Source organism: Bacillus sp. SD127, from assembly GCF_058566445.1.
Map to the genome: position 1 here is coordinate 3199881 of NZ_CP191226.1, position 14076 is coordinate 3213956.

At 42.7% G+C, this 14076-nt stretch carries 18 protein-coding genes; 8 read left to right on the top strand and 10 right to left on the bottom strand.

The window, feature by feature from the left end; all coding sequences use genetic code 11:
- Positions 1-4: 4 nt before the first annotated feature.
- Genes ACQVGS_RS16715 through ecsA form a run of 3 tightly spaced genes read right to left on the bottom strand, consistent with a single transcriptional unit; the run spans position 5 to position 2697 of the window.
- Entirely contained in the window at positions 5-712 is a 708-nt protein-coding gene (locus tag ACQVGS_RS16715) for an EcsC family protein (protein ID WP_024120784.1), read from the bottom strand.
- Positions 713-734: 22 nt separating this feature from the next.
- Positions 735-1961, bottom strand: a complete 1227-nt coding sequence (locus ACQVGS_RS16720) for an ABC transporter permease (protein ID WP_103672387.1) — start codon at positions 1959-1961, stop codon at positions 735-737.
- Entirely contained in the window at positions 1954-2697 is a 744-nt protein-coding gene (gene ecsA, locus ACQVGS_RS16725; protein WP_188323657.1) for an ABC transporter ATP-binding protein EcsA, read from the bottom strand. Before ecsA ends, ACQVGS_RS16720 begins: the two co-directional genes overlap by 8 nt.
- A gap of 489 nt (positions 2698-3186) precedes the next feature.
- Between ecsA and ACQVGS_RS16730 the strand changes: the two genes are divergently transcribed.
- The 3 genes from ACQVGS_RS16730 (at position 3187) to trpP (ending at position 5493) form a co-directional block, all read left to right on the top strand.
- Positions 3187-3624, top strand: a complete 438-nt coding sequence (locus ACQVGS_RS16730; RefSeq protein WP_003327743.1) for an HIT family protein — start codon at positions 3187-3189, stop codon at positions 3622-3624.
- A 147-nt stretch (positions 3625-3771) separates the two neighbouring features.
- Positions 3772-4851 carry a phosphoserine transaminase gene (serC, locus tag ACQVGS_RS16735; protein ID WP_188323803.1) on the top strand — a complete coding sequence of 360 codons (1080 nt, stop codon included), beginning with the start codon at positions 3772-3774 and terminating at the stop codon, positions 4849-4851.
- A 123-nt stretch (positions 4852-4974) separates the two neighbouring features.
- Positions 4975-5493 (top strand): tryptophan transporter TrpP, encoded by a 519-nt coding sequence (gene trpP / locus ACQVGS_RS16740; RefSeq protein WP_188323656.1) that lies wholly within the window; start codon positions 4975-4977, stop codon positions 5491-5493.
- Between the two features lie 73 nt (positions 5494-5566).
- Here the strand turns inward: trpP and yhzF are convergent, their stop codons facing one another.
- Positions 5567-5758, bottom strand: a complete 192-nt coding sequence (yhzF, locus tag ACQVGS_RS16745; RefSeq protein WP_024120779.1) for a membrane protein YhzF — start codon at positions 5756-5758, stop codon at positions 5567-5569.
- Positions 5759-5885: 127 nt separating this feature from the next.
- Between yhzF and ACQVGS_RS16750 the strand changes: the two genes are divergently transcribed.
- Both ACQVGS_RS16750 and ACQVGS_RS16755 read left to right on the top strand, forming a co-directional pair.
- Positions 5886-6242 carry a YtxH domain-containing protein gene (locus ACQVGS_RS16750; RefSeq protein ID WP_024120778.1) on the top strand — a complete coding sequence of 119 codons (357 nt, stop codon included), beginning with the start codon at positions 5886-5888 and terminating at the stop codon, positions 6240-6242.
- A 177-nt stretch (positions 6243-6419) separates the two neighbouring features.
- Positions 6420-7031, top strand: a complete 612-nt coding sequence (locus tag ACQVGS_RS16755; RefSeq protein WP_024120777.1) for an HTH-type transcriptional regulator Hpr — start codon at positions 6420-6422, stop codon at positions 7029-7031.
- On the opposite strand, the gene ACQVGS_RS16760 is transcribed toward ACQVGS_RS16755, so the two are convergent.
- Complete coding sequence (locus ACQVGS_RS16760) at positions 7028-7369, bottom strand: YhaI family protein (RefSeq protein WP_024120776.1); 342 nt, start codon at positions 7367-7369, stop codon at positions 7028-7030. The genes ACQVGS_RS16755 and ACQVGS_RS16760 overlap by 4 nt on opposite strands.
- 207 nt (positions 7370-7576) lie before the next feature.
- On the opposite strand from ACQVGS_RS16760, the gene ACQVGS_RS16765 reads away from it, so the two are divergent.
- Both ACQVGS_RS16765 and ACQVGS_RS16770 read left to right on the top strand, forming a co-directional pair.
- Positions 7577-8095 carry a DUF3267 domain-containing protein gene (locus ACQVGS_RS16765; RefSeq protein WP_024120775.1) on the top strand — a complete coding sequence of 173 codons (519 nt, stop codon included), beginning with the start codon at positions 7577-7579 and terminating at the stop codon, positions 8093-8095.
- A 71-nt stretch (positions 8096-8166) separates the two neighbouring features.
- Positions 8167-8385: a hypothetical protein gene (locus ACQVGS_RS16770; protein ID WP_081638266.1), complete on the top strand. Its 219-nt coding sequence runs from the start codon at positions 8167-8169 to the stop codon at positions 8383-8385.
- Positions 8386-8455: 70 nt separating this feature from the next.
- Here the strand turns inward: ACQVGS_RS16770 and yhzE2 are convergent, their stop codons facing one another.
- Together yhzE2 and yhzE1 are read right to left on the bottom strand one after the other, a co-directional pair.
- On the bottom strand, positions 8456-8542 hold the full coding sequence (gene yhzE2 / locus ACQVGS_RS16775) for a sporulation protein YhzE2 (RefSeq protein WP_003155248.1): 87 nt from the start codon (positions 8540-8542) through the stop codon (positions 8456-8458).
- A 125-nt stretch (positions 8543-8667) separates the two neighbouring features.
- Positions 8668-8754, bottom strand: a complete 87-nt coding sequence (gene yhzE1 / locus ACQVGS_RS16780; protein ID WP_003327753.1) for a sporulation protein YhzE1 — start codon at positions 8752-8754, stop codon at positions 8668-8670.
- Between the two features lie 158 nt (positions 8755-8912).
- Here yhzE1 and prsA point away from each other — a divergent pair, with 158 nt between their 5' ends.
- Entirely contained in the window at positions 8913-9779 is an 867-nt protein-coding gene (gene prsA, locus ACQVGS_RS16785; protein WP_106020626.1) for a peptidylprolyl isomerase PrsA, read from the top strand.
- Positions 9780-9822: 43 nt separating this feature from the next.
- Here prsA and yhaL read toward each other — a convergent pair whose 3' ends face one another.
- The 3 genes from yhaL to ACQVGS_RS16800 form a co-directional block, all read right to left on the bottom strand.
- Positions 9823-10035: a sporulation protein YhaL gene (gene yhaL, locus ACQVGS_RS16790; protein WP_010333590.1), complete on the bottom strand. Its 213-nt coding sequence runs from the start codon at positions 10033-10035 to the stop codon at positions 9823-9825.
- Between the two features lie 124 nt (positions 10036-10159).
- On the bottom strand, positions 10160-11104 hold the full coding sequence (gene yhaM / locus ACQVGS_RS16795) for a 3'-5' exoribonuclease YhaM (protein WP_024120773.1): 945 nt from the start codon (positions 11102-11104) through the stop codon (positions 10160-10162).
- A gap of 73 nt (positions 11105-11177) precedes the next feature.
- Positions 11178-14075 carry an ATP-binding protein gene (locus ACQVGS_RS16800; RefSeq protein WP_263463612.1) on the bottom strand — a complete coding sequence of 966 codons (2898 nt, stop codon included), beginning with the start codon at positions 14073-14075 and terminating at the stop codon, positions 11178-11180.
- Position 14076: the final 1 nt, after the last annotated feature.

The following is a 14076-nucleotide window of genomic DNA, read 5'->3' on the forward strand; positions in this document are numbered from 1 at the left end:
AGTTTTACTCTCCGGCTGTTTCCTTTAATATTCTCAGATGAAAAACGTGTCTTGCTGTATCTCCAAGCTGAGCAAGCAGTTTATAATTGGCAATTCCGCCGACTGCGGCCCCTACCCCTGGTAAAAGCTGAAAAAGCTTGACGACATCAATATAATCGCGATACTCCTGCTGAAACACTCTCCAGTCAATATCCTTTTTCTCCGTCTCCCAGTTTTCAATGACCGAAAAAAGTGATTTGCGGCAGTCATCACTTGAAAAAGCAAGCTGAAATACAAGAAGTAAAAACATCCTTTCTTCTGCATTCTTCACATCAAAACCGTATATCGAGGACAAAGTGAATAAACATTTCATCTTAATGGAAAGCAGCAGCGGGAAATCGGCAATACCTAAAAAGATGCCGCCCGCCCCGGTGCCGACTCCTTCAGCAGCCGCCACTTTCTGATAAGAAGCAATCGTTTTTTTCGCAAGCTCGTTTTTTTCACTGAGTGAAAGCGTGCTTGTATCCTTCTTATAAGTGGTGATATTAGATCCTGCCATCGTTGCTTCCACCATTTTTTTCACGCTTTCAGTTACCGCTGCATGAATTTTTTCAGGTATTCGTTCATTCACCTTTGTTTGCACACGCTTTGAGAAGCGTTCAAACATGGAATCCTTTCGCAAAAAATGCATTTTCCATTGAAGAGCTTCCTGCATCAGCAGATTCTCGCTCATTTGACCTACCCCTTTTTTCAGCTCACAGCTTTCCGTGTTTTTTTAATCTGGCGGTCATGTAAGACGGCAGAACGACAAAGATCAAGACGGCAGAGCCGATCAGCGCGTACAGAAAACCTGCAGCGCCCGCAGCATATGCAGAGGCCGCTGCCATGAGCAGAGCCTGCACGCTAAGCGCAGTTTTTAATAGAGAGAAATAGCTTTTCAGCTTCGCTTCCTTTTTGACAGGATATAGCTCTTGAAGCGCCAGATGGTCAAAGTGGCCAAACAGCGGCAGAAGCTGAATGCCTGTGATAAAGACGGTAAACACAGTCAAAATCCCTGCGATCATCGGGCTTGCAGACGCATACATAATAATCAGCGCGAAAATAACGGTTAATCTGACTTGAATGCCCAGATAATCACTTGAACGCAAAAACGCGCGGGCAAACATATAGGCGAACGTTTTACGCTGTTCAAACGGCACAAACCGCAGCAAAAAGTCGAGATACGCTCTCCGTTTCGCTTGTTTCTTTAAATGCGGCACATCCGTAAATAGGTTGGCAATCCGGTAAAAACGCTGCTTGCGTCTCAATTCGTATTCAATATGGCTTTCCCATTTAAATGTTTTTCCTTTTGCAGCGGAAGACACATAAAGATAAAGAGCCGCCATAATGATATAGATCACAAGCGCATACACATAAACAGACTGAAAAACAAAATACAGAACGAGTGTATTAGCGGCAAAACGAATGACAAGATCCATCTGTTTCATGCTTCGATCATTTTGAAACGTCATACGCCATTCCAAGGCCTGATTCCACGCTTTCAGCAGCAGAAGCTGTACAAATACCGCCGCGTACGACACGAGCGATGCTCCCGGCGTGACAGCGAAATAAAGCGGCATCGCTACAAGGCTCAGTGCAATCAGCGGAAACAGCTGGGACACATAGCTGTAAACAAACGCCTGTCTCAAATACGGCTCCATCTTAGCCTCAAGCGGCAATAAGAAGACAAGGTCAGCCTCCTTTAAAAGCGTCCGCACATAAGATCCTGTCAAAACGAGTGAAAACAGAACGGCCATCACCCAAAAGGACGGAAAGTGAGCGGGAATGTCCCGTACCCATTTGCTGTACCAGCTCGCCGCACCTGCGATAAAAAAGATCAAAACGATAACGAGGTGATCGTTGAGCATATATTTCATGTACATTCTTGTTTCTTTAATATGCTCCTGCAGCCGAGACTGCCAAATATCCAGCATGTTATTCATGGCCAGCGTCTTCCTTTGTGAGCTCTAGATACAAATCATCCAGCGCCGCGTCCTTCATTCCAAACTGCTCTCTGAGCTCGGACAGCGTGCCGCGCGCCCGCACTTCGCCGTTATGTAAAATGATAAACGAATCGCAATAGCGCTCCGCCGTTGCCAGGATGTGCGTTGACATCAGTACGCTCGCCCCACTTTTCTTCGCTTCATTCATCCGCTCAAGAAGAGCATTGATTGCCAGCGGATCAAGTCCCAGAAACGGCTCATCAATGATGTAGAGCGCAGGCTCTGCCAAAAACGCACACATGATCATGACCTTCTGCTTCATTCCTTTAGAAAAATGCGCCGGGAACCATTTCAGCCTTTTTTCCATTCGAAATTCCTTTAACAGCGGCGGCAATCTTTTTTCCATCGTTTCTTTTGAAAGGCCGTATGCCATCGCCGTCAATTCAAGGTGTTCCATCAGCGTCAGTTCTTCATATAAGACGGGTGTCTCAGGAATATAAGTGAATTGGGACCGATAGCCTTCCCGATCCTCAGCAAAGGTTTTCCCGTTTAACTCAATAGATCCTTTATGCGGGTCCATCAGCCCGATGATATGTCTGATTGTTGTACTTTTACCTGCACCATTTAAACCGATTAAACCGACAATTTGGTTCGGCTCAAGGGCGAATGACACGTTTTTCAAAACCGGATTTCTCGTATAACCGCCGGTTAAGTCTTTTACCGATAGCAGAGACATAGTTTCTCCCCTTATATTGTTTTTCTTCATAGTACCAAAAACAAAGCCTGATTTGAAACAATTCCCTTTTAACAAATGATGAATTTGCTGTAATAAAGAGACAGGTTTCTGGACAATATAATCGTTGTAGAGGAAAAAGCATATCAACTGAAAAATGAGGTGTTTGTCAAAGACGTCTTAGGCACAGTTGGATAGAAAATAACATGTCCTATGCTCAAACCTTTTTGCATTCACTGAATTGATGAATCTTCATTTCTGAAGCTGACTATCAAATGAGGTGTTTATCGCAGGAATCGTTAGGCATTAAACAAGTCTTCATTTTATTGACAAATGAGGTGCTTACCAAAGGCATATCACATTTTCTTCATAAAGCTGATTCCTCTGCATTCAGGGTGAACGCTCCGCCGTTCATCCTGTTTTCTATTTTCTTCATTTCTGTGGTACGATGAGTTTATACATAAAAAAACAATTTCATAAGGAGGAACCCTCATGCATAGTGCAGAGAACTGTATCTTTTGTAAAATTATCGCCGGCGAAATCCCGTCAGCAAAGGTTTATGAAGATGAACATGTGCTGGCATTTCTCGATATCAGCCAAGTGACGAAAGGCCACACCCTCGTTATCCCGAAAACCCATATTGAAAATGTTTACGAATTTACAGACGAATTAGCGAAACAATATTTTCACGCCGTTCCGAAAATTGCCCGCGCAATCAGGGATGAATTTGAACCGATCGGCTTAAATACGTTAAACAACAACGGCGAAAAAGCAGGACAATCTGTTTTCCATTACCATATGCATATTATCCCGCGCTACGGAAAAGGAGACGGATTTGGAGCAGTGTGGAAAACACATGCAGATGATTACAAACCGGAAGATCTCCAAGACATTTCTTCATCCATTGCCAAACGCCTGGCCTCATCATAAAGATGAGGTTTTTTTATTTGTGAACAATTCGCAAATATTCGTCATTTTCTTTTGATAATTCTAATTTTTTATCAAAAAAACTGAATTTTTGTGATAGGATAATTGTATTATTTATTACATTAACGTGGAAAACAGGGAGAGATCATGATGGAACGTACAACGAATTTTAACGCAGGTCCTGCAGCGCTGCCATTAGAAGTTCTGCAAACAGCACAGAAAGAGTTTATTGATTTTAATGAATCCGGCATGTCCGTTATGGAGCTTTCCCACCGCAGCAAAGAATATGAAGCGGTGCATCAAAAAGCGAAAAGCTTGCTGATTGAACTGATGGACATCCCGGAAGACTATGACATTCTGTTTCTTCAAGGCGGGGCAAGCCTTCAATTCTCAATGCTTCCGATGAACTTTTTAACACCTAAAAAAACCGCTCATTTTGTGATGACAGGCGCTTGGTCTGAAAAAGCGCTAGCTGAAGCGAAACTGTTCGGAAACACATCTGTGACGGCAACAAGCGAATCAGACAATTACAGCTACATTCCCAAGGTTGACCTTACAGATATAAAAGACGGCGCATATTTACATATTACATCTAACAATACGATTTTCGGCACACAGTGGCAGGAATTCCCGAATTCTCCAATTCCGCTTGTCGCTGACATGTCCAGCGATATTTTAAGCCGAAAAATCGATGTATCCAAATTTGACGTCATTTACGGCGGTGCCCAAAAAAACCTTGGTCCTTCAGGTGTTACCGTTGTCGTAATGAAAAAATCATGGCTGCAAAATGAAAATGCCAACGTTCCGAAAATCCTTAAATATTCAACACATGTCAAAGCGGATTCTCTTTACAACACTCCGCCTACATTTGCCATTTATATGCTGAGCCTCGTCCTTGAGTGGCTGAAGAAAAACGGCGGAGTTGAAGCCGCTGAACAGCGCAACGAACAAAAAGCACAGGTTCTTTACAGCTGCATTGACGAAAGCAATGGCTTCTATAAAGGCCATGCCAGAAAGGACAGCCGTTCATGCATGAACGTTACCTTTACGCTCCGTGATGACGGTTTAACGAAAAAGTTCGTTCAGGAGGCAAAAGAAACAAAAATGGTAGGCCTTGGCGGACACCGTTCAGTAGGAGGCTGCCGTGCTTCCATTTATAATGCGGTGTCACTGGAAGACTGTGAAAAATTAGCTGCGTTCATGAAGAAATTCCAGCAGGAAAATGAGTAAAAAGTCTGGCTGTGCAAACCATTCGTTTGGTATACTGTTTGCATAACAAATTCTTTAAGCCTTCGCAATAAATGATGAGCATATTATTGGAGGGCAAAAAGCTTAGCAGAGGAGAGCATAGTTATGAAAACAAAAGAGTTAGTCATTATGGCTCTGTTTGCCGCAATCGGCGCAGCGCTCCATTCCATTATTCCGCCCTTTTTAGGCGGGATGAAACCAGATATGATGCTGATCATGATGTTTATGGGCATCCTTCTGTTCCCGCGGGTGCAAAATGTACTCGTTATCGGGATTGTGACCGGAATCATTTCAGCTCTTACAACCGCATTTCCGGCCGGACAGATTCCGAATATCATTGACAAACCTGTATCAGCGTTTCTGTTTTTCTTCCTGTTCCTTCTGGTCAGAAAGAGCCATAAAACAGCTGCAGCCGCAGTGCTGACAGTCATCGGCACCATCTTATCAGGAACTGTATTTTTAACGTCAGCTTTATTTATCGTCGGTTTGCCTGGCGGTTTCGCCGCATTATTTGCCGCAGTCGTTCTTCCGGCAGCTGTATTGAATACAATTGCCATGATCATAATGTATCCGATTGTGCAAACCATTTTAAGACGCTCAAGTTTTATGGAAGCTGCAAAATAAATGTGACACAAAACCTCTTCCGCTTCCGGGAGAGGTTTTTTTAAAAAAAGAGCCCGCAGCATGTCAGCATGTTTTAAGCGAGGAGTTTTGTGAAAAAGATAAGACATAGTGTAAAGGCGGTTCCGGTTGAACAAACAAGCGCTTTCTGCCGGATGACTTTCTTCGGCGGATAAGAAGCAGCCTGGCTGAGAAGTCTGATATAGTAAATGGCGCCTGTTGCAAAGGCAAGGGTGATGCAGGATAACACAATCATAAAGACAGACAACCTTCTCCCTCCTTTTCACTTAAAAAATATGCTAAAATAAAGCAAGCTATGTATAGAAGTTCATTCTTCGAACAAAATTGAAAAAGCTGCACGTATCATATTTCAAGAAAAAAACGGGGTGATTTTAATGGCGGACGGACGTTCTCTATTAACAGGACTATTCGTGGGCGGCATCATCGGTGGTGCTGCAGTTCTTCTATCAGCACCTTCTTCAGGCAAACAGCTGCGTGAAAAAATCAAAACCAATTGCGATTCTTTTGAAGAAACGATCAAGCGCTTAAAATCAGACGGCTTAACTTTAAAGGACCAGCTAGTGAAAGCGGCAAAAGAAAGTGCAGATGTCATTAAAGACGTGAGCGGTGAACTGCAAACCTCAATTAAAAAATGGCAGGAAGAGATCAAACCTCATCAGCAGGATCTTCAAAAAGAAATCGCCGATATTGAAGAAAAAATCAAACAGCTGGAGAAAACCTTACAAAACTAATATCCTATTCAAAGGAAAAAAGTGCGGGTCATAACATGACCTGCACTTTTTTTATTCGCAAAAGCCTTTCCTAGCAACGGCTCAAGAATTTATTAAAAAATTCTTACATTTTCATCTTTATTAATCTTTATTTTATTGGCATAATAGAGAAAAAGATAAAGAGAAGCAGGTGACGTAATGAATCAAGTGGAACCGCCTTATGATGTGAAAGAGGCTCTGGTCTTCACCCAGAAAATGGCTCAGCTTAGCAAAGCTCTTTGGAAATCGATTGAGAAGGATTGGCAGCAATGGCTCAAACCGTATGACCTGAATATTAATGAGCACCATATTTTATGGATTGCTTATCAGCTGAATGGAGCTTCCATTTCTGAAATTGCAAAGTTCGGAGTCATGCACGTTTCAACGGCATTTAACTTTTCAAAAAAGCTTGAGGAACGCGGGTATTTAAGGTTTTCAAAACGGCTGAACGATAAACGAAACACTTATGTTCAGCTGACTGAGGAAGGAACTGAGGTATTCTGGAGCTTGCTTGAAGAATTTGATCCGACGCGCAACGCGGTTTTTAAAGGGTCACAGCCTCTGTATCATTTATTCGGAAAGTTCCCTGAAGTGGCAGAAATGATGTGTATGATCCGCCATATATACGGCGATGATTTTATGGAAATCTTTGAAACATCACTCACAAATATCGACAACGACTTTGAAAGCGTAAACGGAAAACTGAAGAAAAAAGCAACGGACACTGCTGCGGATGAATCAGCCGAAGAACTTGAACCTGTAAACAGTTAATCAAAGTGTCTGATAATGTCTATAAAAACTTCCATCAGTTCTTTATAAAGCCCCTGCTCATACAGGGCAAAAATCGTTTCATGAACATCTAATTTTTCGTTCAGCTGTCCGGCAAAAAGCGCAAGGAGCTTATCAAAGGTTACAAATCCTTGCGCTTTTTGTGCTGCCAGCTCCTCCGACAATTCACCGCATATGCGCACAACCTCTTCCCCTTCTTCTCTGCTCAGCCCTTTATCAATCAGCAGCGCATAGAAAGGGTACCTGTCCATATCCACTGTTTTCACTAATAATTGTATGTAATATTCCAATCGCTCAATGCGATGATCCATCGAATCCATCCACACCACTTCTTTCTATCTTTAATCTTATTTTAGCTGATAATTCACTGAGAAGAAAGTTCTAACCCCATATTTCATAGATTGTTTGCTCCTTTCAAAAAAATACCTATTGAAAGATATTTTTTCTTAAAAAAGCATTGATTTTTTTTCTTGGGAGGAGTAAATTATTTTGAGATTCTATTCAAGATGTACGGAAGGATGACTTTGATGAATTGCTGGAAAACCATAAATCTGATGAAAGATTATGGTGCCGTTCGCATAATATTGATTGCTGTGTGTTTCATGATTATGGTTTTTATATCTAACTTCTTAGCATTTGAGCTGTTGCGGCCTAAAACAAGCTTGAGCGATGAATATGTACCGCTGTTCGGCGTTTTGCTCGTCGTTATTTTATTTGTACATAAAGTCATCCATGTCCTGCCGATCATCTGCAAAAAAAGAAAAATAGAAAAAAAGATTTATATATGGCGTATGCGAACGTGGAAACGAATACCGAAAACGACGATGCTGATTTCACTGTTAAGCCCTTTTATGCTGATAACACCTGTATTATTTTACGCCGCGCTGGCGTTTCCGAATCACGCCCATTACTTCTGCATGATTTCAGGCATTCATGCAGGCTACTGTCTGCCTGATTTTTTGCTGGCTCTGAAGCTGATGCAAGCACCGAAAGCATGCTTTATCGATCAGGAAGCAGACGGCTTGGATATTTTGGTCGAAAAGTAGCGGACGCTTGGCGCTGTGCCGATTTTTCAGTTTACATTCTATCTTTTTTGATAAATATTTGGTAATGTAATATGGGAGCAGTTCAGAGAGAGGGGGAATCTCCCATCATTTTATTCTATTTTATCGTGACTGCCTTGTTTATTGTTTACTTTATAAACAGGCTCACCAATACATTATGCCTTGTCAGAGAGATTCCTGAAGAGCGCCAGGATAAGGTATTTCGATTTATCAATGTATGTATATTAATTTTACTGATCTCTTCATTTGTGGAGATATCCTTTACTGTTTAAATATGAAGGAAGTAAAGAAAGCATAGCTGCCGGTCTCGCTAGAACCGGCAGCTATGCTTTTTTGCATTGATTAGTAAAGCCAAGAAGCGCCGATGATAATCAACAAGATAAATAAGACGACCAATAAAGCGAAACCGCCTGCAAATACTTCACCCATCTTAAAAAGCACCTCCTGTAAAAAGCTTTATTTTCCAATTACATCTTATGCAGTTAATTGATGAAACGATTAGGCGCTTGTGAAAGCAAAGGATCGCTTATTCAACAAGCGATCCCTTTTGCCGCTTAGTAGATGTAAGCTGCACCTACAATGATAAGCAAAATGAACAGTACAACAAGCAAAGCGAAACCGTTTGAATATCCTCCGCTCATGTTACATACCTCCTTTTCTTGATCAATATATTTGTATGTCATCAGGAAAAGTTTGACTAGACGAATGCCCTTTATTTAAAATCTTTTTACAGAAAGCCACAATATGTTATGATACGCATAGGCAATTCAATTTGGAATGATTAGGAGTGTTTGAAACAATGAAGAAAATCGCAATAGCAGCTATCACTGCTACAAGCATCCTCGCTCTCAGTGCTTGCAGCAGCGGCGACAAAGAAGTCATCGCAAAAACAGACGCAGGCGATGTAACAAAAGGCGAACTTTACACAAACATGAAAAAACAAGCTGGAGCGAGCGTCCTGACTCAGCTGGTGCAAGAAAAAGTTTTGGACAAGAAATACAAAGTATCAGATAAAGAAATTGACAACAAGCTGAAAGAATACAAAACACAGCTCGGGGATCAATATACTGCGTTAGAAGATCAATATGGAAAAGATTACCTTAAAGAACAAGTTAAATTTGAATTACTTACACAAAAAGCAGCTAAAGATAACATCAAGGTTACAGATGACGATATAAAAGAATACTGGGAAGGCTTAAAAAATAAAATCCGCGCAAGCCACATCCTTGTCGCTGATAAAAAGACAGCTGAAGAAGTGGAGAAAAAGCTGAAAAAAGGCGAGAAATTTGAAGACCTTGCGAAAGAATACTCTACAGACAACTCTGCTTCACAAGGCGGGGACCTTGGCTGGTTTGCGAAAGACGGTATGGTCGCTGAATTCAGCAAAGCTGCATTCAAATTAAAAACTGGCGAAGTCAGTGATCCTGTGAAAACACAATATGGCTACCATATCATCAAAAAGACTGAAGAACGCGGAAAATATGAAGATATGAAAAAAGAGCTGAAATCTGAAGTTCTTGAGCAAAAACTTAATGACAATACAGCTGTGCAAGCAGCCGTTCAAAAAGTAATGAAAAAAGCTGACATCGATGTGAAGGATAAAGATTTGAAGGATACATTTAACACTTCTGCTTCTACTAGCAGTCCTTCAAACAGTTCTAAATAATAAAAAAAAGCTGTGCAGGCTCACCGGAGCTGCGCAGCTTTTTTTATGCGATGGAATGATTTTGGTTTTCTTCCTCACGCTGCTGGGACGTGCGGCGTTCTTTTTCTTTTTCCATCCTTTCAATATAAATCTGACCTTCTTTTTCAATAAAAGACTGGTCTAACTTATCTTCCTCTTTGGCTGCTGACACCAGCTTATATGCACTGAAAATGATACCCACAATACAAAGATATACCCACCATGGAAAAAACAACACGGGCTTCTCCCCCTTTTGCATAGATTCTTTATTTTTAACCTTATGCAGGAATGAGACAGGTTATGAGCGGGAAAAGCATGTAAAAAAGGACTGAGCTGAACATGTCAGCATCAGTCCTTTTTGATTATTGATGAAAAGTCGGTTTATAAAAGGAACGGTTTTCAAGTGCAAATACACGTTCAGTGTACTCACCCGGCTTCACGCGCTCCAGCGCTCTGTCCATCATATTCATTTTCGCATCCAGATTATCAATATAGTGCAAAATTTCCGCTTCTTTTACCATCGGCGGTTTTGGGCTGCCCCATTCTGCTTTGCCGTGATGGCTCAGGATCAAGTGCTGAAGAATCAACACCTCTTCAGAATCGATTTGAAGCTCCTCAGCCGCTTTTGACAGCTCTGTGACCATAATGGAAATATGGCCGAGCAGATTGCCTTCTACTGTATAGGAAGTGGAAACGGGCCCGGACAGCTCTTTCACTTTTCCGAGATCGTGAAGGATAACTCCTGCATAAAGAAGATCACGGTCAAGAGACGGATATAAATCAGCAATTGCTTTTGCCAGATTCAGCATAGAGACGACGTGATACGCTAAACCTGAGACAAACTCGTGATGATTTTTCGTAGCCGCCGGATAATCCATAAATTCTGCTTCGTGCTTTTTGACCAAATATCTTGTTATCCGCTGGATATTTGGATTTTTCATTTCAAATATATATTGAGTGATGGTATCCAGCATTTCATTTTTCGGAATCGGCGCAGTTTCCAAAAAATCATCAATATTGACGTTTTCATTCTCGCTTACCGGTCTGATATTTCTCAGCTTCAGCTGGGTGCGCCCGCGGTAATGGTGGACATCCCCCACAACCTTAACAATCGTCTGCGGCGCATAGGTTACTTCATCACTTTGCTTGGCATCCCACAGCTTGGCTTCAATATCACCTGACTGGTCTTGAAGCATCAGAGTTAAAAACGGTTTTCCATTGCTTGCAATCCCTTTTGTTAAGGATTTGATCAATAGATATTGGTCAACCTGTTCGCCAACCTCATGTAGCATAATCCCTTTAGCCATACTATTAAAGCTCCCTCCGTATCTTACATAATATCAGTATATCACATACCGATTTTCAGCTATATAACCTCATTTATGATACTAAATGGATGATTTGATCACTTTGAAACGCATTTTTTACATGTTCATGGCATGTAAAATAGAAAATCTGCCGTTCTCCTCCTGATAAAACAGCAAGCATTTCCAGCACGCGGTTCAGACGTTTCTGATCGAAATGGACAAAGCTGTCGTCGAGCTGGAATGGCAGCATTGCCCCATCCTGACGAGTAACGGCCAGAGCGAAACGAATTGCTGTATACAGCTGTTCACACGTGCCCTGAGACAGCTCTTCCGTCTGAAATACCGTTCCAGCGCTGTTCATAACCATGATGGAATCATCTGTTTCGGAAAAATAAATCGATTGATAGCTGCCGTCAGTCAGCGGGCGGAAGAATTCTCCAGCCGTCTCCAAAAGACGCGGCAGGCCGACTTTTTTATGCCGCTCCATTTTGTTTCTGATCACATGTCTGACCATTTGAATCGATGCCCATTTTTTTGCAGCTTCTTTCACACGCTCTTTTTGCATTTCAGTTTGCAATTTGAGATCTGAGACCAATCCCGAAGCCTCTAACTGTTCCTGTTTGACCAAAAGCAATGCGATTTGAGCGCGCAGCTGTTTCAGCTCCTCATCGAGCCGTTCTTTTTTTTCATGTTCCTGCAGTCGTTTTTGTTCCAATTCAGAAAGAGTGCCGGAGTCCGCCAGATGAAGTTCTGCTGAGCTGACACCTTGAAGCTGTGCATTAACGTTATACAGCCTTATTTCAGTATCCTTCAATTTCTTGCTGATGTCGGCTATGGCGAAAAACTCATTTCTGTTTTTTGCACCCGCCTCAGTGAATAATTGTTCGATCTGCGCTTGGAAATACCGTATTTCTTGCTCCAGCTCCAGCACCTGCTCTTCGTGAAATTGGATATCTGTTTTAATTTCTCTTTTTTGCTTCTCGATCTCTTTTTCGCGTTCCGCATTTTTCCGCAGTGCGTGAAGGACATCAGCCACGAGGGTTTGAGAATCGTTTTTGCCAGAATGCAGCATTCTGACGCGTTCCTCAAATGTCCGCCGATGCTTTTGTAATCTCCCGGCTTCGATCGTCAGCTCATGTTTTTTCTTCACTACTTTTTTTACATCCTTCATTACATTGTAAGCATCCAGTAAGAAGGAAGGGTCTTCCTTAAATCCGAGTTCATTCATGAATTGCTCAGCTTGGCTGAAGGAGGGAGCCATATCGGCCTCCCACTGTTCGAATTGCTGGATGATCCTTTCGTAGGCTGCCTCTTTCTGCTGGAGCTCTGCCCGCAACGATGTGAGGTGCTGTTTATTGCGGTCATCCTCCCATAACGCTTCTCTAATCGCTTCGGCTTCTCGCGGAGAAATATCCATTTCTGGCTCTTCCCTCTCCCTTGCTTCTTCAGAAGATAGCGGCTTTCTGCCAGTTGTAAAGGCATACAGCATGAATGCAGCGCCGACGCATATGGCTGGAATCCATTGCCCCAGCAGCAGAAAGAGAACCATGAAGAGAATGCCTGCTGCAATCACGATCTTCTTTTGTTTCGCCTGCTGCCTTTCGAAGAACTTCAGCTGTTCCCTCAGTTTCATCTGCTCTTGATGCTGTCCCTGTGCTTCATCATATGCTTTAAGAGCGGCTTCTTTTTCTTTTCTTTGGCTGTTTTCAAGTATGGCGGTAGATACGTCACGAATTGCCCTTTCAGCGTCTTCCAGCTCGCGCCGCGCCGCTTCAAACGCTTCATCAAGCTGTCTTTTTCTGTCTCTTGCCTGTACGTAATGCCGCACCGCCTGCTGGAGCTGCCATTCATAGTCATAAGACGTGTTCATATTCAGCAGTTCATTTTCATCTGTTTTATTCAGCTGCTCCAGCCCAGCCGCTGCCTGTGAAGAGGACTGACGCAGCTGAGCCTGGATGGCGGCAAGCTGTTCCCCGTAGGATTGGTACATATGATACGCTGATGATAGCTCTAGGATAAGCGCTTCATTCGCCAATATATCCTCATTCGGGTTAAGCTTTTGCAGCTGTTTGTCCAACTCTGCAAGCTTTACCCGAAGCGCCTCCAGCTGTGCGGATTTCGGATGAAGATGGGATTCATACTTTTCTAAACGATGTAACCCGTCAGCAGGGAATTGCCCCGCATGCTCCGGATATTGTTCAATCGCCTGTTCCAACGCAGTTTTTTCGATTAGCACCGGCTTCAGTTCAATGGCTCTGTCGATGTTTCGAATATGTTCCGCAGTCTCATTCAGCTCTGTTTCAGCAGCAGCAAGACGGGATTCGAGCGTTCTTTTCTCCTCAAGTAGCTGATGATAGCCCGCCTCCTCCGCTTCAGCCTGCTTCAGCTTTGCTGCCAGCTGTTTCAGCGTTTCCAGCTCCTGATTCAAATGAGGGTTTCGGCCGTTTGGTTTAAAGAGCCTTTCGCTTTCCTTCATCAGTCTTGAATCAAGCTTTGATACAGCTTCAGCGCCAAACAGGCTGGAAAACAGCAGGAATTCTCCAATCTTGTCCCGATTAAAGGCGTGAATTTCCTGCAATCCGAATACGTCAAACGAATAAATGGCTTTGTACAGCGCCCTGTCCGTACCCTGGAACAGCTGCTTCAGAAAATCTTCCTGCTTTACCTCTCCGGTTTCTGTGTACACCCTTACCTTCTCAGCGGTTCCTTTCGCCCGTTCAATCTTCATCACGCCGTATTCAGGGTGTTCAGCCTCAAGAACACCGCCATACACACCGCCTGATTTCGGTTCATATTTTTTCGATTTCGGAAAACCAAACAGCATGCTTTCGATAAATGACATCATCGTCGTTTTTCCTGCCTCATTTAATCCGTAGATTAATTGGACAGGCGAGGCGGAAAAGTGAAAGGTTCGATTTGAAAATTTTCCGTATTGGTAGATATGTATTGATATGATTCGCATAGCTTTCACC

Coding starts and splice junctions, on each gene's coding strand:
- ACQVGS_RS16715 (WP_024120784.1), bottom strand. CDS start 712: ATGAGCGAGAATCTGCTGATGCAGGAAGCTCTTCAATGGAAAATGCAT.
- ACQVGS_RS16720 (WP_103672387.1), bottom strand. CDS start 1,961: ATGAATAACATGCTGGATATTTGGCAGTCTCGGCTGCAGGAGCATATT.
- ecsA (WP_188323657.1), bottom strand. CDS start 2,697: ATGTCTCTGCTATCGGTAAAAGACTTAACCGGCGGTTATACGAGAAAT.
- ACQVGS_RS16730 (WP_003327743.1), top strand. CDS start 3,187: ATGCATAGTGCAGAGAACTGTATCTTTTGTAAAATTATCGCCGGCGAA.
- serC (WP_188323803.1), top strand. CDS start 3,772: ATGGAACGTACAACGAATTTTAACGCAGGTCCTGCAGCGCTGCCATTA.
- trpP (WP_188323656.1), top strand. CDS start 4,975: ATGAAAACAAAAGAGTTAGTCATTATGGCTCTGTTTGCCGCAATCGGC.
- ACQVGS_RS16750 (WP_024120778.1), top strand. CDS start 5,886: ATGGCGGACGGACGTTCTCTATTAACAGGACTATTCGTGGGCGGCATC.
- ACQVGS_RS16755 (WP_024120777.1), top strand. CDS start 6,420: ATGAATCAAGTGGAACCGCCTTATGATGTGAAAGAGGCTCTGGTCTTC.
- ACQVGS_RS16760 (WP_024120776.1), bottom strand. CDS start 7,369: ATGGATTCGATGGATCATCGCATTGAGCGATTGGAATATTACATACAA.
- ACQVGS_RS16765 (WP_024120775.1), top strand. CDS start 7,577: ATGAATTGCTGGAAAACCATAAATCTGATGAAAGATTATGGTGCCGTT.
- ACQVGS_RS16770 (WP_081638266.1), top strand. CDS start 8,167: ATGGGAGCAGTTCAGAGAGAGGGGGAATCTCCCATCATTTTATTCTAT.
- yhzE2 (WP_003155248.1), bottom strand. CDS start 8,542: ATGGGTGAAGTATTTGCAGGCGGTTTCGCTTTATTGGTCGTCTTATTT.
- yhzE1 (WP_003327753.1), bottom strand. CDS start 8,754: ATGAGCGGAGGATATTCAAACGGTTTCGCTTTGCTTGTTGTACTGTTC.
- prsA (WP_106020626.1), top strand. CDS start 8,913: ATGAAGAAAATCGCAATAGCAGCTATCACTGCTACAAGCATCCTCGCT.
- yhaM (WP_024120773.1), bottom strand. CDS start 11,104: ATGGCTAAAGGGATTATGCTACATGAGGTTGGCGAACAGGTTGACCAA.